The sequence below is a fragment of the Streptomyces sp. NPDC007088 genome (genome assembly GCF_042869355.1).
Taxonomy (GTDB): domain Bacteria; phylum Actinomycetota; class Actinomycetes; order Streptomycetales; family Streptomycetaceae; genus Streptomyces.
In genome coordinates, this window is record NZ_JBIAFO010000015.1 from 112,749 (window position 1) to 128,045 (window position 15,297).

The following is a 15,297-nucleotide window of genomic DNA, read 5'->3' on the forward strand; positions in this document are numbered from 1 at the left end:
GTTCCGCGTTCCCCGCCGACGATCGCTCATGACCGGGCCCGGGGCAAACACCCCGGGCCCGGCCATGACCTGAACCGTCGCGTCGGTCAGCGGCGGCCCTTGGCCCGGGACACGGCGGCCACACCGACCACCGCGAGGGCGATCTGGATGAGCCACTCGATCCAGTCGATGCCGTTGGTGTCCTTGACGTCCAGGGCGGAGGCGATCGCCGCGCCGACGAAGGCCGCGATGATACCCACGGCGATCGTCCAGAGGATGCCGATGCGCTGGCGGCCCGGGAGGACGAGCCGCCCCAGCGCACCGATGATGATGCCGATGACGATGGCACTGATGATGCCCGAGATCTCCATGACTGCCCCTTCGGGAACTCTGCTTCGCCTGGGATGACTTGACGGTGGACGACGTGCGGCTTGTGGGACGACAGGGGGCCGACGTGTGTGCGGGGCCCTGTGTCTGGTGTGCCCCCGAAGGGGCGTCGCACTCCCGTAAAGGCGACGGCCCGGCCCGGCGCTTGTGCGCCAAGCCGGGCCGTCGTTCCGGGCCGTCGTTCCGGGCCGTCCTGCCGGGTCCTCCTACGGAACGGAGGGGAGGACCGGAGGAGCGGGGCGGGTGCGGTTACTTGCCGCGGCCCCTGGCCAGTTCCTCCGCGTCCCTGCGGAACGCCCACGTCATCTCGGGTTCCATCGCGAACCTGAACAGCCGTTGCACGGGCGGCGTGCACAGCGTCGTGATCACGGTCATCGCGATCACCGTCAGCGCGATCTCACCGGCCGGGGTGTGCACCCAGTCGTGCTCGTACCAGTCCCAGAAGCGGGAGCCCTTCGCGAGGAAGCCGTGCAGCAGGTAGCCGTACAGCGTCCCGGCGCCGAGCGCCGTGAACCACATGTGGCGGCGCGGCACCCAGGCCAGGAAGCAGGCCACCAGGACCAGCGAGCAGCCGAACATCGCGAGGGTCATCACGATGCCCGTCCAGCCCGGGGAGCCCAGTTCCTGGGCGCTGTCGCGGTGGTAGAACCAGGCCGCGTTCATCCGGGGCGCCGCCCAGTACGCGAACAGCAGGGCGCCCGCCATCACCGGCACCGCCAGGACGCGCGCCTCGCGCCGCCGTACGAGCTGGAAGTGCTCCGGCTTCAGCTTGAGGCCCAGGACGAAGAACGGGAGGAACTGCAGGACCCGCTGGAGGTCGAGGTCGTCCCCGATGTCCGGGGAGATCGCCGCGAGCATCGCGATCGCCAGGGACAGCGGCACCGGCCAGCGCACGGCCTTCCAGATCGGCGTGGTCAGCCGCCACACGAACAGGGCGATCAGGAACCACGTCAGGTACCAGGGGTCGAGCAGGCTGAAGGGGTAGTCGGGATCGCTGCCGGCTGTCCGCTTGAAGAGCGTGTACGCCACTTCGAACAGGACGTAGGGGACGGCGACCCCGGTGATGAGCCGGCGCAGCTTGTCCGGCCGCATGTCGAAGGAGCGCGACATGTAGCCGGAGATGATGATGAACGCCGGCATGTGGAACGTGTACACCGTGATGTACAGCGCCGAGGCCGCCCGGCTGTCCCCGCGCAGCGGCTCCCACGCGTGGCCCATGGCGACCAGGACGATCGCCAGGTACTTCGCGTTGTCGAAGAACGGGTCCCGCTTCTTCTTCGGCGGGGCGGCGGGCGCCGGGGAGCCCCGGTCGGCCAGGTCCGTACGGCCCGGCTGCTCCATGGTCGCCACCGACCCCTGGAGCCGCTCCCGGCGCATCGCGAGCGTGGGACCGTCGACGCCCGTGTTCAGCGGCGTGGGGCCGCTGACCGGTGCGTACGGTCCCGCGTGGCTCTCGTCGCGCCCAGAACGTCCGTAGCCCGCGTGGCTCTCGCGCCGGCCGGGACGTTCGTAGCCCTCGTGGCTCTCGCGCCGGCCGGGACGCTGGTAGCCCTCGTGGCTCTCGTAGCGCCCGGGACGTTCGTAGCCGTCGTAGCGCTCGTGGCTCTCGTGGCGTCCGTGGCGTTCCGCGGGCGGAGGGGTGCGCGCACCGGGCGGCACGGCCCCGTCCCGCCCGTGCCCGCGCTCGGTATCACTCACAATCCCTCCCAGTTGGAACGCCGACAGATTTTTCTGCGTCTAACCGAGAATGCGGGGATCATGTCTGTGGGAGGCATCACGGGCAGGGTAGTCACCTCCCCCGCGGCGCGCACAACCCCTGGGCCTGTGGCCAATCCCACCCGTTCCCTTTCGGCCAACAGCTCGTTCCCAGCCGCTCCACAGCGGGCTCCCAGGACCTCCAGCCGGCCTCCTCCTTCTCCACCGGGCCGTCACGCGCCCGCCGGACGGGGGTGGCCGCCCGCACGACGCGGCGCTCAGTCCGCGTGCGCGGGGGCCGGTCCCTCGCTGCCGGGTCCCACGAGTTCGGACAGCACGTCCTCCATGGTGACGAAGCCGCGTACGGTGCCGTTCTCGCCCGTGACGGCGGCGAGGTGGCTGTCGTCGGCGCGCAGCGCGGTGAGCGTGTCGTCGAGGGGGGTGTCGACCCGGACGCGGGTGAGGGGCCGGAAGGCCGTACGCGGAAACGGCTGATCGCGTTCGGCGACGCCGAGGGTGTCCTTGATGTGCAGGTAGCCCAGCAGCGCCCCGCCCTCCCCGGTCACCGGGAGGCGCGAGAAGCCCGCGCGGGCGGCGGCCCGCTCCAGTCCGGCCGGGGTCACGCCCCGGTCCACGGTGATCATCGTCGCGCCGGGCACGATGATCTCGCCGACCGGGCGGGTACCGAGTTCGAGGGCGTCGCGCAGGCGGTCGCGGTCGGCGGCGCTCAGCAGTCCGGCCTCGCTGGAGTCCTCCACCATGCGGGCCAGCTGGTCGTCGGTGAACGCCGACTCGACCTCGCTCTTCGGCTCGACGCGCAGCAGCCGCAGCAGGCCGTTGGCGAAGGAGTTGATGCCGAACACGACGGGCCTGAGCACCTTGGTGAGCGCGACCAGCGGCGGGCCGAGCAGCAGCGCGGTGCGCACCGGTTCGGCGAGCGCGATGTTCTTCGGCACCATCTCGCCGACCAGCATGTGCAGATACGTCGCGAGGGTCAGCGCGATGACGAAGGAGATCGGGTGCACCAGCCCGTGCGGGACGCTGACCGACTCGAAGACCGGCTCCAGCAGATGCGCGATCGCCGGTTCGGCCACCGCGCCCAGCACCAGCGAGGAGGCGGTGATGCCGAGCTGCGCGGTCGCGAGCATCGCCGAGATGTGTTCGAGGGCCCGGAGGGTGGAGACCGCCCGCTTGTCGCCCGCCTCCGCCAGCGGCTCGATCTGGCTGCGGCGTACGGAGATGAGGGAGAACTCGCCGCCGACGAAGAAGGCGTTGGTCACCAGCGTCAGGAGGCCGATGAGGAGCTGGAGGACGATCATCGGGTCTCTCCCTCAGGCCCCTGGGGGCGGGGGTCGGTCTCGGGACGCGGGTCGCGTTCCGGACGCGGGGCGCGTTCGGGGTCGCTGTCGGTCTCGGGGCGGGGGCTGGACGCGGAGGGGGTCGCGCCCTCCGGGCCGGTCTCCCGGCCGGTCTCGTGCTCCTTGTGGCCCGAGCCCTTCGTCGGACGGGTGCCCTTCGCGTGCCGGTCGCCCTTCGCGTGCCGGTCGTCCTTCGCGTTCCGGTCGTCCTTCGCGTTCCGGTCGCCCTTCGCCGGGCGGGCCTCCTCGCCCCCGTCGTCGGGCGGCGTCCCGTGCTCCCCGGGGAACGGCTCGGTCACCAGGACGCGTTCGGCCCGGTGGTGTTCCACGGCGAGCACCGTCAGGTCCCAGCCCTCACTCTCCACGCGGTCGTGCACCTCGGGGATGCGGCCCAGCTCCGTCGCGAGGAGGCCCGCGACCGTCTCGTACGGGCCCTCCGGGGCACGCAGGCCGATGCGGCGCAGCTGGTCGATGCGCAGACCGCCGTCCGCCTCCCAGGTGGCGCGACCGTCGAAGGTGGTGCCCGCGGGCACCAGATCCTCCGTCTCCTCCGGGTCGTGCTCGTCGCGCACCTCGCCGACGACCTCCTCCACGATGTCCTCGACCGTCACGACGCCCGCCGTGCCGCCGTACTCGTCGATGACGACGGCCATGGTGTGCGCGGACCGCATGCGTTCCAGCAGCGTGTCGGCGGGCAGCGAGTCGGGGACCAGCAGCGGCGGCGTGGCGATCTCGGTGACCGGGGTGCGGGCGCGGACCGCGGGCTCCAGGGCGAGGACGTCGCGGATGTGGACGGTGCCGATGACGTCGTCCAGGTGGTCGCGGAAGACCGGGAAGCGGGACAGCCCCGTCGCGTGGGTGAGGTTCGCGGCGTCGGTCGCGCTGGCCTCGGCGGCCAGGGCCTGGACGTCGACGCGCGGGGTCATGACGTTCTGCGCCGTGAGTTCGCCGAGGTGCAGGGTGCGGATGAACAGCTCGGCGGCGTCCGCCTCCAGGGCCCCCTCGGCGGCGGAGTGCCGCGCGAGCGCGACGAGTTCCTCCGGTCCGCGCACCGACTCCAGTTCCTCCGTGGGTTCCAGGCCGAGGCGGCGCACGAAGAAGTTCGCGGTCGCGTTGAGGCTGTGGATGAAGAAGCCGAAGAAGGCCGAGAACCTGCGGTGCGGTCCCGCGACCGTCCGCGCCACCGGCACCGGCCGAGAGATCGCCCAGTTCTTCGGGACCAGCTCCCCGACCACCATGAGGACCACCGTGGACAGGACGACACCCAGGAGCGAGCCGACCGTGCCGGCGACCGCCTCGCCCAGGCCGACGGCGCGCAGCGGGCCGCCCAGCAGCGTCGCGACGGCGGGCTCGGCGAGCATCCCGATGACCAGCGAGGTCACGGTGATGCCGAGCTGCGCGCCGGACAGCTGGAAGGTCAGGTGCCGCACGGCCTTCAGGGCGCTCTCCGCGCCGCGCTCCCCCGCGTCCGCGGACCGCTCCAGATCGGAGCGCTCGACCGTGGTCAGGGAGAACTCGGCCGCGACGAACAGCGCGCAGGCCAGGGTGAGCGCGAAGGCGATCACCAGATACAGGATCTCGGTCAACCGGGCTCCTCCACTCGCATGTCGTACGTACGTCCCGCGCACGGCACGGCACGTGGGTGTCGGCCGTCTCGGTACAGGTCGGCCGGGGCGGGTGCCCAGAGAACACCTGCCCCGGCCGGACGTTCCGACTCCACGGTTCTACACGGGTGTAGAGGCGGTGCGGGTGGCCGGGAGGGCCGGGAGGGCGAGGGCCGCGGCGCCGCCCCGGCGGCCGGGCTCAGCCGTTGGGCAGGATCACCGCGCGGCCCCGGACCTTGCCCTCGTGCAGCCGCTCGTACGCCTTCGGGGCCTCGTCGATGCCGTACTTCTCGATGTGCACGTCGATGGAGCCGGCGCGCGCGAGGTCGAATACCTCGCCGAGTTCGCTGCGGCTGCCCCAGTACGGGGCGGTGACCACGGTCTCGTACGGCTGGAGGCCGAAGCCGACCGCCAGGGAGCCGCCGCCGATGCCGACGATGGTCACGTCCCCCTCGACCATGGCGCAGCCGCCCGCGGTCTCGACGGTGGGCGGGACGCCGACGAAGTCGAAGACGGCCTCGGCGCCGCGCCCCTCGGGGGTGAGCCGGCGGACGTTTCCGGCGGCCCGCTCGTCGGAGATCACCACCTCGTGCGCGCCGACCTGCCGCGCGAGCCGCAGCTTCTCGTCGTTGACGTCGAGCGCGATCACCCGCGCCGGGGTCAGCGCGCGCAGCAGCTGGATGCCGATGTGGCCGAGGCCGCCGGTGCCGATGACGACGGCGGTGGAGCCGGGCCCGAGCTTCGGCAGGGAGCGCTTGATGGCGTGGTACGGGGTGAGTCCCGCGTCGGTGAGCGACACGGTGGCGACGGGGTCGAGACCGCGCAGCCGCAGCAGGTGCCGCGCGTCGTCCACGATCATGTACTCGGCGATCGCGCCGGGCGCGCCGAGGCCGGGCGGGCGGATGTTGAGCCTCTCGGCGTACAGGCAGTAGTTCTCCTTGCCCTGCGCGCACTTGGAGCAGCGGCCGCAGCCCCAGGGCCCGTACACGACGACGGACTCACCGACCTCGACGTGCTGGACGCCCTCGCCGACCTCCTCGACGATCCCGGCGCCCTCGTGCCCGAGGGTGAGCGGCAGCGGGAAGGGCAGCTGGTCCTCGGTCCAGCTCATGACCGCGATGTCCGAGTGGCACACCCCGGCCGCCGTGACCTTCAGCAGGATCTCGCCGGGCCTCGGGCTGGGCTTCGGGATCTCGACGACCTCGGGGGCGGCGCCCACCGTGCGGTACTGGACCGCCTTCATCGTGTCCGGCATGTCCTTCACTCCTGACTCTGGGGCTGGTGACTCTGGGGCTGGGGGCTGGGGGGAGCGGGTGCGTGCGGGCCCTTTGCGGCGGCCGGAGCGCTCACGGATCGCGTTTCGGTGCGTCCCGCACCGACCTGCCGGACTCCGGCGGACCGGGCTCGGGCGGACCGGGCTCGGGCGGACCGGGCTCGGGCGGACCGGACTCCGGCGGACCGGACTCCGGCAGATCAGCCCCACGCGGACCGGCCCCAGACGGACCGGGCCACTCCTCACCATCCGTCCGCCGCTCCTCACCCGCCCGCTCCTCCCCGCCAGTCCGCTCCTCCGGGCCGGGGGGTCTCCCGCCGAGGTCCTCCTCCACGGTCGCGTTGCCGGGGTACACGGGCGGGTCCCCCGGCTCGGGTACGAGGGCGCGGCGCACGGCGAGGACCGTCGTGTCGTCGGTGAGCCTGCCGTGCGTGTGCCGCAGCGTCTGGTCCCGTACGAGGCGTACGAGCAGTCCGGGCGCCGCGAGCAGCGGATCGCGCGCCATGGCCTCGGCGAGCCGTTCGCGCAGCGGGAAGAAGGCGCCGGAGCGGTCCCTGGCCTCGGTCACCCCGTCGGTGACCAGCAGCAGCGTCTCGTCCTGGGCCAGCTCGATGCGCACCATGACGGGTGGCTCGTCCAGCAGCGCGCCGAGGCCGAGCGGCAGGGCGGGCACCGTCGTCAGTTCCCGCACACCCCTGGGCCCGACCGCGAGCGGCGGTTCGTGGCCGAAGTCGACGAGTTCGACGGTATCGGTCGGCTCGTGTCCGGGCGGCGGGAACCCGACGAGGGCGGCCGTCGCGAAGCGGTCGCCCTGGTCCTGGCCCATCGCCCGGCCGTACTCCTGGTAGCGCCGCATCCGCGTCTCCAGGTGGCGCGCGGCCACGGTGAGGTCGCGTTCGTGGAAGCCCCATTCGCGGAAACTGCCGAGGATCGCGGAGGCCGCCGTCACCGCGTTGAGGCCCTTGCCCTGGACGTCGCCGACGATGACGCGGGTGCCGTACGGAGAGGGCTGGATGTCGTAGAAGTCGCCGCCGACGCGGGCCTCGGAGTCGGCGGCGAGGTAGACGGCCGCGTGGTCCATCCCGGCCCAGTGCGCGGGCAGCGGGCGCAGCACGGTGGAGCGGGTGGTCTCGGCGACGGCCTGCATGTGGCTCACGTAGCGCGCGTCGCGCAGCCGGAACGCGCAGGCGGCGACCGAGAGGGCACTGCCCGCCACGACGAGCGCGAAATCGGGCCACCCCGTGCGGTAGTCGGCGTCGAGCACCCGGTTCAGCGCGAAGTACACGGCGACGGTCAGGACCGAGAACAGCACCGTCGTCCGCACCCCGCACAGCGCGGCGGCCGTACCCGGCACCACGACCAGCCAGGAGATCACCCGGAAGTCGACACCGGTGAGGATGTCGGCCGTGGGCACGACGACGAGCAGCACGAGCGGCACGAGCCACCCGACGCGGCGCCCGCGCACCCGCAGAAGTCCCGCGCGCACCGGGGACCAGACCGTCCCGCGCGCCTGCTTCCAGGGAGTCACCGCTTCAGCGAAACACGGGCGCGAGGGCCCCGCATCCGCAGGTCCGGGGCGCGCTCGCGCACCTTTCGTGCCGTCTCCGGGTCCGTCCGGGGCACACCGCTTACGCCCGTTCTCCCGAGTTGCCGGGCGGGCCCGCGCGGTGTGCTCTGGACGGAGTACGTCGATCACGGACGCGGCCCGCCACCGAGAGGGGCGGGGGCGTCGAGGCAGTGGAGTGCGCCGGCTGGCGGCGTACGCGTACGAGAGGAGGCCGCGCCATGGCACACGCGGCACCCGCGCAGAGCGCGGGTTCGACCCGAGGGGCGCGCGGCGGCGGCAACCGGGCCCGCGCGCTCCACCTGTTCACGGGCGCGCAGGCGCCGTTCTGGATGGCGGCCGCCTACGGCCTGTGGGCCTCGGTCACCACGCGGTACGCCGGTCCGGTCACCGGCTGGAACGTGTTCTTCGGCTTCGTGACCGGCATCCTGTTCGGCGTCCTGTACGCCGTGGTGCGCGCGGTGGCCCCGGCGATCCCGCGTCTGCGCAGGGCGCTGACCTGGGCGGTGTTCTGGGCGCTCGCGGTGGGCTTCCTGCACAGCCTGTCGAACTCCGGCATCCTGTGGGACGTGATCCTCGCGCTGATCGTCGGTGCCGTCACCTTCGCGATGGCGATGTACCACTTCTTCACCAAGGAAGTGCACGACGACGCGCACTGAACGCGGGGGGCGCCCACTGAACGCGGTGGGCGCGCGCGGAACACGGTGGGCGCACCCGCGCGCGGAACGCGGAACACGGTGGGCGCGCGCGGGTGCGCCCGGTGCGGCGGCCCGCGCGCCGGGGCCGCCGCGCCCGTCGTGTGTCCTCCCTCACCCGTACGCGGCCGAGGACTGGCGGCGCGGTGAACTCCCGCGTTGCCTGGGTACGTGCGAGGCGTGGGAGACGTACGAGGTGGAGCGGGCGAAGGCGGCGCGGGAGCGTCGCCCGGCGGCTCTGCCCGGCGCCCGGCCCGGCCCGGCCGCCCCCGGCGCGGTCCGCTGGGCCTGCTGCGCACGGTGCTCGCCGCGGTCCTCGTCGTGGTCGCGTGCGTGTGCGTCCCGGCGGGGGCGCTGTCGGTCTGGGCGAAGTACGAGATCGGGGACACCGGCTCGTTCGTGTCCACGGTGTCGCCGCTGGCCGCCGACCGCGATGTGCGCGAGGCCGTCGCCACCGCCGTGACCAACGGGGTCATGGACCAAGTCGACCTGGGCCCGCTCAACGACCAGGCCAGGGACTTCGTGCACGACGCGGCGGTGTCCTTCACCGGTTCCGAGGCGTTCCGCGACGCGTGGGACGCGGCGACCCACGGCGCCCACGCGGCGGTCCTGAAGGCCCTCAACGACGAGGAGACGGGCGGGGACATCACCGTCGACCTCGGTCCGGTCACCGAACAGGTCAAACAGAAACTCGTCGACAACCACGTCCCGTACGCGGACCGCATCCCCGTCGCGCACACGGAGATCACCTTCGTCGAGTCGAGGGAACTCGGCACCGCGCGCGAGGTCTTCCACGCCTTCCAGACGGCGGGCCCGTGGCCGGCCGTGGCGGCGCTGGTCCTCGCGGCGGCCGGGCTGCTGCTCGCGCACCGGCGGCTGCGGGCGCTCGGGCTGACCGCGATCGGTTTCGCGCTGGGCGGGGTGGTGCTGCGCGTCGTCGTCATGGCCGGCCGCTCCGAGACGATGGACCGGCTGCCCTCCGACATCGCGCGGCCCGCGGCCGGGGCCGGCTACGACGCCCTGACGCATTCCCTGACGACGGGCGCCTGGTGGCTGATCGGCGCGGGCGGCGTGGTGGGGGCCGGGCTGCTGGCCCTGACCGCGCTGCGAGGGCGCCGGACGTCCGGACCGGCGCACGGCGAGGACGCGCCCGCCGGTGCGCGGGGTCAGAGGTGGCGGGCCCGGAAGCCCCTCTCGCGGTAGCCGGCCCGGCCCCTTCCAGGGAGGCGCGTGCGTGCGGTGGCCGGCACCGGATTCCCGTACGCCGCCGGACGGGGGAAGCGGCCCACGCGTTCGTACGCACAACTGCCGCCAAACGGGCGAATAGTGACAACCATCCCAAGCCGACAGGTCTCCGGCAGCGAAGCATGGATGAGGGCCGCAACGGTGTGGCCGTCGGAAAAAGGGAGAACTCCATGTTCGGTAAGGCCAAGAGCGCGGCTGTACTCGTCGCGGTGGGTATGGCGGTCGTCGGCGGCGCGGGCGCGGCGTCCGCCGACGCGGGCGCCGAGGGCTTCGCGGCCTTCTCCCCGGGCGTCCTGTCCGGGAACGTCGTGCAGGTGCCCGTCTCCGTCCCCGTGAACGCGTGCGGCAACAGCGTCAACGTGGTCGGCCTGCTCAACCCGGCCCTCGGCAACGGCTGCGCCAACGGCAGCGGCCGCGGCCACGACAAGGGCGGCTGGGACCACAAGGGCGGCCGGGACCACGGCCGCGACCACGGCGGCTACGGCGACGACGACCACCGCCAGGGCGGCCGCTGGTAAACGGCCTCCGGGCCCGGCGTCCCGCCCGGCCGCGCGCGCCGCGGACGGCGGACGCCTGACGTACGGCGCGTGACGTACGGCGCGTGACGTACGAGCGTGACGTACGAAGAACGACGGGCGGACTCCGGCGACCTGCCGGGGCCGCCCGTCGGCGCGTCCCGGCACCACGGGCGGCCCGGCGTTCAGCGCCCGTCCGCCGACGCGGAGGGCCCGGTCCGCGCCTCCTCCTCGGCTCGTTCGCGGCCCAGCCGCACGTGGAGCGTGTCGAGGGCGGCGAGCGCGGGCGCGCCGAGCCGGAGCGCTCCGGCGGCCACGTTGGCGTCCACATGAGCGGGGTCCCCCGTCCCGGGGATGGCGAGGACGTGCGGCCCCCGGCTCAGCGTCCAGGCGAGACGGATCTGCGCGGCGCTCGCGCCGGACCCCACCGCCTCCGGCGGAAGGTGTTCCCGCCCGGGACCGGCCGCCCCGTTCTGCCGGCCCCGGCCCGCTATCGCGTAGAACGGCACGAACGCGATGCCGTACTCGCCGCACAGGCGCAGCAGGGCGTCCTGTCCGGGGGCCGCTCCGAGCCCGTAGGGGTTCTGCACGCACACGACGGGGGCGAGGGAGCGGGCCTCTTCGAGCTGCTCGGCCCGTACGTTGGACAGCCCCAGGTGACGGACGAGCCCGGCGTCCCGCAGCGCGGCCAGCGCGCCGAAGTGCTCGGCGACCGAACCCTCGTCCACGACGCGCAGGTTGACGACGTCGAGGTGGTCGCGGCCGAGCTGCCGCAGGTTCTCCTCGACCTGACCGCGCAGGTCGCCGGGCGCGCCGTGCGGCAGCCAGCGGCCGGACGGATCACGACCGGGGCCGACCTTCGTGGTCAGGACGAGATCGTCGGGGTACGGGGCGAGGGCCCGGTTGATCAGTTCGTTGGCGGAGAGCAGCGGCGAGAAGTAGAACGCGGCGGTGTCGATGTGGTTGACGCCCAGGTCGCGGGCGCGGCGCAGCACCGACACGGCCTGCTCGCGGTCGCGCGGTACGGCGCCCGGCACGAGGGCCCGGCCGGTCTGCGGCAACCGCATCGCGCCGAAGCCGAGCCGGTGGACGGTACGGTCGCCGAGGACCCAGGTGCCGGAGTCCGCCGCCGAGGGTGCGCCCGCGGTACCGGGGGCGCCGGTCCGGGGCGCGGGGGCGGAAGTGGGAGTGGTGGAGGTCATGCCGGGATGGTGGCCGCCGCCCTAGGCTGCGGCCCAGGGATTCGCACATCCGCGAATCCGCGGTCCGGGCCCCGAGTCGGCGGAGGTGGCCGTGCCGGCGGAACTGTCCTTCTCGGCGCGTGATCTGGCACAGGTGCGGTTCGCGGTGTCACCGATGTGGGAGGTCGGGCCGAGCCTGCGGCTGCTGGCCTCGGGGCACGCGCACCCCGTGCACCGCGCCTGGGCCGGGCAGGTCCGGCCGAGGATCGCGCGGGCCGGCCTGGACATCGGGACGCTGCGCGAACTCGTACCGCCCACCGGTTACGTCCCGGACTTCCTGAACCCCGCCCCGGCCGGAGCGGCGCCCACCCTGGACGAGGAACTGACCGCGATAGCCGCGACGCCCGCCCCACGGCTGCGGACAGAGCTGGACCGCCTGGCCGGAGAACAGGGCGGACACGGCGGACACGGCGGACACGGTGCCGGAACCGGCATCGGCACCGGAGGCCGCGAAGGCCGCGAAGGCCACCGTGCCCTCGGGCCGCGTTCCCGGGCCCTGTACGCGGACCCGGCCGCCGGGCTGGCCCGCCTCACCGGGGAGATCGCCGCCTACTGGGAACTGGCACTGGCCCCCTACTGGGCGCGGCTGCGCGCGGTCCTGGAGGCCGACGTCCTGCACCGGGCCCGGCAGGCCGCCGAGTACGGGACGGGCCGTCTGTTCGGCGGTCTGCACCCGTCGATGAGCTGGGGCGGCGACGCGCTCCGGCTCGCCCTGCGGCGGCGTGCGCTGCCGCGCGGCGCTGCGGGTGCCGGACTGGTCCTGATCCCCTCGTGTTTCGCCGGCCCCGGTCCGTACACGCGGGTGTCGCCACCGGACCCTCCCCAACTCGCCTATCCGGCCAGGGGGACCGGCGAGTTGTGGCGGCCCCGTCCGGCGAGTGCGGCGGGCCCGCTCTCCGCCGTCCTCGGCCGCTCGCGCGCCCTGTTGCTGACGGAGCTGGACGCCCCGGCCTCCACCACCGAACTCGCCGCCCGTACGGGGCTGTCCCGCCCGGCCGTCTCCCAGTACCTCACGGCGCTGCGGGACGCCCGCCTGGTCAGCGCGCACCGGGCGGGCCGCTGGGTGCTGTACGCCCGGACGGCGCTCGCGGAGGCCCTGCTGGCGGAGTGAGGGCCCACCACGCGCCCGCCGCCCGCCTCTTGGCGGAACGGGACGGAGGTGACGGGCCGTCGGCGACGGACGCCCCGTGCCTCTCCCCGCCCGGACCCTGCTCCCCCCTACGCCTTCCGCCCCACTCCCCCGTGCTGGCCGATGGGGGCCGGGGCGGGGCCGGTGCCGTCCGGGCGCCACAGCGGTACGGAGACGACGCCGGGATCGACGAGGTGGAGCCCCTCGAAGTACGCCTCGATCTGCGGGACGGGCCGCAGGAAGTACGGGACGGCGCCCGTGTCGTTGTAGGCGTCCTGAGCGCGTTCGTAGTCCGGGTCGGTGCCGCGCGAACCGTCGTTGACCGACAGATGGCTCCCGGACGGGAGACCGGCCATCAGACGGCGCACGATCGACCGGGCCTCCTCGTGGTCCGCGACGTGGCCGAGGATGCCGCTCAGGATCAGGCCGACGGGCCGCTCAAGGTCGAGCGTCCCGGCGGCGGCCTCCAGGATCTTCTCCGGCTCGAAGAGGTCCGCCTCGACGTACGAAGTGGCGCCCCGTTCGGTCGAGTTCAGCAGCGCACGGGCGTGGGTGAGGACCAGCGGGTCGTTGTCCGTGTAGACGATCCGCGCCTCGGCGTCGAGGGCCTGGGCGACCTCGTGCGTGTTGTCGGCGGTCGGCAGTCCCGTCCCGACGTCCAGGAACTGCCGTACGCCCGCCTCGGTGACGAGGTACCGGATGGTGCGGCCCAGGAAGGCCCGGCTGCTGCGGGCGATGGTCGTGATGCCGGGGTACACGGAGGAGTAGGCGTCCCCGGCCTCGGCGTCGACCGGGTAGTTGTCCTTGCCGCCCAGCCAGTGGTTCCAGATGCGGGCGGAGTGCGGAACGGACTGGTCTATCGCGCGCGAGGGCGCCGGACCTGACGGGGTCACGTAGTCGGTCATGACGGCAATCTACGCCGTGGTCCCGCGCCGACAGGCGAGTTGATCCACCGGCCGCTGAACCCCGTTTTCGCGGACGCCTGTTGCCGCCGCCGGACGGTACGCGGGTCCGTTGCGCTCGCCGGTCCGGAGGCCGCTCCGGTGAGGCGCCAAAGGGCGCCGCGAGCCCCCGCCCGAGGCCGGCGGACCGGCCGCGAAAACGCCGCCTCGAAGCCTCTGGGCATCGAACTGAGCTACTCCCCGGTCCAGTTGGTGGCCCCCGGCCACCACGCCCCCGCCCTGCCGACGGCGGCGGCTACGGCTACGGCTACGGCGCGCGCCAGGCTCCTCGCCGACTGGGGCCTGACCCCGCTCACCGGGCGGCTGAGCCCCGGGATCAGGTCTCCGGATGACGGCAGGGGTGACGGCAGGGGTGACGGCAGGATGACGGCACACCCGATGGGGTGAACCCGGGGCGACTCGGATGCGGCCGGGCCCCCGGGCGCCGAAAGATGATCTCCCCACGTCACCCGGCGTAACCCGACGCCACCCGGCGTAACCCGACTCCTCGGAGATCCTGCCGATGACCACCGCCACGGAAAGCTTCCCCATCCTCAAGCTGGAGCGCGCCTTCGAGGCCCTGGACGCCGACCAGGACGGCTTCCTGAGCTGGGCGGACTACGACAACCTCGCCCGTCGTTACCTGTCGGCCTACCGGCTCGACAAGGACGACCGCCGGTCCAGGGCCCTGCTCGCCTTCTTCCAGATGCACTGGCTGGAGCTGCTGCGCCACGCGGGGGTGAACGCCGACCGGCTCTCGAAGGACCAGTTCGTCACGGCCAGGCGCCTCGCGAGCATCGACACCAGCCGGCAGAACCTGACCGACGGCGGGGCTCACGCGATCTTCGACGTCATCGACGTCGACGGCGACAACGAGATCGACCGGCAGGAGTTCGACCGCCTCCTGCGGGACGTCTGCCTGAGCGACCCGTCCGGGACGGTGGACGTGTTCAGCGGGCTGGACGCCGACGGGGACGGCAGGGTCTCGCGCCAGGAGTTCCTCCGCGCGATCCGTGAGCACTTCCTGTCGGACGCCCCCGAGGCACCGGGCAACCAGTTCTTCGGCCACATCTGAGCGAGCGGGCCGCCCACCCCGGCCGGGAGCACCCGCGCGCTCCCGGCCCCTGGCCCTCGCCGGACCCGTCCGGCGTCACAAGACGGGCGGCAGTGCCAGCCAGTCCTGCCAGGAGAGGTCGCGGCCCGGGTAACGGGGTTGCCGGAAGGGCCAGTCGGCGTCGATCCAGCGCGGTACGAGCGCGTCGAGCGCGCGTTCCGTCGCACCGCCGGCCAGCTCGTCCACCACCCACCAGGAGATCTCCCCGTCGGCACCGGCGCGCTCGGGCGGGTCGATGTAGACGCAGCCGAGGACGGCCGTCTCCCCCTCGTCCAGCAGCGCGTAGTTGAACGACTGGTGCGCGGCGATCTCCCGTTCGTGCCGCAGCAGGTCGGCCCGGTCCTCCTCGAAGGTCATCGTCTCGGCGGGCCAGCCCCAGACCGGGCCGAACATCTCCCACAGACGCTCCCGCGAGCCCGTCACCGCCGGGTAGTCGATCGCGGTGTCCGCCTCCCGGATCGGCCGCAGGTGCAGCGCGGTGCCGGGCACGGGCACGCGGAGGGGGTGGACGAAGTCGCCGGGCAGCCAGGTCATAGGAGCGAAGGCTAACCGGCGCC

At 73.5% G+C, this 15,297-nt stretch carries 14 protein-coding genes; 5 read left to right on the forward strand and 9 right to left on the reverse strand.

Annotated features, from left to right (window positions below; all coding sequences use genetic code 11):
• Positions 1 to 86: 86 nt before the first annotated feature.
• The 6 genes from ACFYMP_RS23110 to ACFYMP_RS23135 form a co-directional block, all read right to left on the reverse strand.
• Complete coding sequence (locus ACFYMP_RS23110; protein ID WP_388860784.1) at positions 87 to 350, reverse strand: GlsB/YeaQ/YmgE family stress response membrane protein; 264 nt, start codon at positions 348 to 350, stop codon at positions 87 to 89.
• Positions 351 to 615: 265 nt separating this feature from the next.
• Positions 616 to 1,707 (reverse strand): acyltransferase family protein, encoded by a 1,092-nt coding sequence (locus ACFYMP_RS23115; RefSeq protein ID WP_388860945.1) that lies wholly within the window; start codon positions 1,705 to 1,707, stop codon positions 616 to 618.
• A 632-nt stretch (positions 1,708 to 2,339) separates the two neighbouring features.
• Complete coding sequence (locus ACFYMP_RS23120; RefSeq protein WP_388860787.1) at positions 2,340 to 3,380, reverse strand: hemolysin family protein; 1,041 nt, start codon at positions 3,378 to 3,380, stop codon at positions 2,340 to 2,342.
• Complete coding sequence (locus ACFYMP_RS23125) at positions 3,377 to 5,005, reverse strand: CNNM domain-containing protein (RefSeq protein ID WP_388860790.1); 1,629 nt, start codon at positions 5,003 to 5,005, stop codon at positions 3,377 to 3,379. The genes ACFYMP_RS23120 and ACFYMP_RS23125 overlap by 4 nt, the downstream gene beginning before the upstream one ends.
• Before the next feature lie 217 nt (positions 5,006 to 5,222).
• Positions 5,223 to 6,266 carry an NAD(P)-dependent alcohol dehydrogenase gene (locus tag ACFYMP_RS23130; RefSeq protein WP_388860948.1) on the reverse strand — a complete coding sequence of 348 codons (1,044 nt, stop codon included), beginning with the start codon at positions 6,264 to 6,266 and terminating at the stop codon, positions 5,223 to 5,225.
• A gap of 103 nt (positions 6,267 to 6,369) precedes the next feature.
• Positions 6,370 to 7,824 (reverse strand): PP2C family protein-serine/threonine phosphatase, encoded by a 1,455-nt coding sequence (locus ACFYMP_RS23135; RefSeq protein WP_388860793.1) that lies wholly within the window; start codon positions 7,822 to 7,824, stop codon positions 6,370 to 6,372.
• Between the two features lie 257 nt (positions 7,825 to 8,081).
• Between ACFYMP_RS23135 and ACFYMP_RS23140 the strand changes: the two genes are divergently transcribed.
• The 3 genes from ACFYMP_RS23140 to ACFYMP_RS23150 all read left to right on the forward strand — a co-directional run bounded on the left by ACFYMP_RS23140 (position 8,082) and on the right by ACFYMP_RS23150 (position 10,318).
• Positions 8,082 to 8,519, forward strand: coding sequence for a hypothetical protein (locus ACFYMP_RS23140; protein ID WP_388860796.1), 438 nt, complete (start codon positions 8,082 to 8,084; stop codon positions 8,517 to 8,519).
• Positions 8,520 to 8,735: 216 nt separating this feature from the next.
• Entirely contained in the window at positions 8,736 to 9,758 is a 1,023-nt protein-coding gene (locus ACFYMP_RS23145) for a hypothetical protein (protein WP_388860799.1), read from the forward strand.
• A gap of 212 nt (positions 9,759 to 9,970) precedes the next feature.
• The gene (locus ACFYMP_RS23150; protein WP_388860802.1) at positions 9,971 to 10,318 is read left to right on the forward strand and encodes a chaplin; all 348 of its coding nucleotides are present in this window, start codon (positions 9,971 to 9,973) and stop codon (positions 10,316 to 10,318) included.
• Positions 10,319 to 10,500: 182 nt separating this feature from the next.
• Here the strand turns inward: ACFYMP_RS23150 and ACFYMP_RS23155 are convergent, their stop codons facing one another.
• Complete coding sequence (locus ACFYMP_RS23155) at positions 10,501 to 11,517, reverse strand: aldo/keto reductase (protein WP_388860805.1); 1,017 nt, start codon at positions 11,515 to 11,517, stop codon at positions 10,501 to 10,503.
• 91 nt (positions 11,518 to 11,608) lie between these two features.
• Here ACFYMP_RS23155 and ACFYMP_RS23160 point away from each other — a divergent pair, with 91 nt between their 5' ends.
• Complete coding sequence (locus ACFYMP_RS23160) at positions 11,609 to 12,667, forward strand: ArsR/SmtB family transcription factor (RefSeq protein ID WP_388860808.1); 1,059 nt, start codon at positions 11,609 to 11,611, stop codon at positions 12,665 to 12,667.
• Positions 12,668 to 12,774: 107 nt separating this feature from the next.
• Here ACFYMP_RS23160 and ACFYMP_RS23165 read toward each other — a convergent pair whose 3' ends face one another.
• Positions 12,775 to 13,590, reverse strand: coding sequence for an SAM-dependent methyltransferase (locus ACFYMP_RS23165; RefSeq protein ID WP_388860811.1), 816 nt, complete (start codon positions 13,588 to 13,590; stop codon positions 12,775 to 12,777).
• Positions 13,591 to 14,149: 559 nt separating this feature from the next.
• Between ACFYMP_RS23165 and ACFYMP_RS23170 the strand changes: the two genes are divergently transcribed.
• Entirely contained in the window at positions 14,150 to 14,701 is a 552-nt protein-coding gene (locus ACFYMP_RS23170) for an EF-hand domain-containing protein (protein WP_388860814.1), read from the forward strand.
• Positions 14,702 to 14,776: 75 nt separating this feature from the next.
• Here ACFYMP_RS23170 and ACFYMP_RS23175 read toward each other — a convergent pair whose 3' ends face one another.
• On the reverse strand, positions 14,777 to 15,274 hold the full coding sequence (locus ACFYMP_RS23175; protein WP_388860817.1) for a GNAT family N-acetyltransferase: 498 nt from the start codon (positions 15,272 to 15,274) through the stop codon (positions 14,777 to 14,779).
• Positions 15,275 to 15,297: the final 23 nt, after the last annotated feature.

What these genes read in the sequence shown, in the direction of transcription:
- ACFYMP_RS23140 (WP_388860796.1), top strand. Translation starts at nt 8,082, where the DNA reads ATGGCACACGCGGCACCCGCGCAGAGCGCGGGTTCGACCCGAGGGGCG.
- ACFYMP_RS23175 (WP_388860817.1), bottom strand. Translation starts at nt 15,274, where the DNA reads ATGACCTGGCTGCCCGGCGACTTCGTCCACCCCCTCCGCGTGCCCGTG.
- ACFYMP_RS23130 (WP_388860948.1), bottom strand. Translation starts at nt 6,266, where the DNA reads ATGAAGGCGGTCCAGTACCGCACGGTGGGCGCCGCCCCCGAGGTCGTC.
- ACFYMP_RS23110 (WP_388860784.1), bottom strand. Translation starts at nt 350, where the DNA reads ATGGAGATCTCGGGCATCATCAGTGCCATCGTCATCGGCATCATCATC.
- ACFYMP_RS23165 (WP_388860811.1), bottom strand. Translation starts at nt 13,590, where the DNA reads ATGACCGACTACGTGACCCCGTCAGGTCCGGCGCCCTCGCGCGCGATA.
- ACFYMP_RS23170 (WP_388860814.1), top strand. Translation starts at nt 14,150, where the DNA reads ATGACCACCGCCACGGAAAGCTTCCCCATCCTCAAGCTGGAGCGCGCC.
- ACFYMP_RS23155 (WP_388860805.1), bottom strand. Translation starts at nt 11,517, where the DNA reads ATGACCTCCACCACTCCCACTTCCGCCCCCGCGCCCCGGACCGGCGCC.
- ACFYMP_RS23120 (WP_388860787.1), bottom strand. Translation starts at nt 3,380, where the DNA reads ATGATCGTCCTCCAGCTCCTCATCGGCCTCCTGACGCTGGTGACCAAC.
- ACFYMP_RS23150 (WP_388860802.1), top strand. Translation starts at nt 9,971, where the DNA reads ATGTTCGGTAAGGCCAAGAGCGCGGCTGTACTCGTCGCGGTGGGTATG.
- ACFYMP_RS23115 (WP_388860945.1), bottom strand. Translation starts at nt 1,707, where the DNA reads ATGGAGCAGCCGGGCCGTACGGACCTGGCCGACCGGGGCTCCCCGGCG.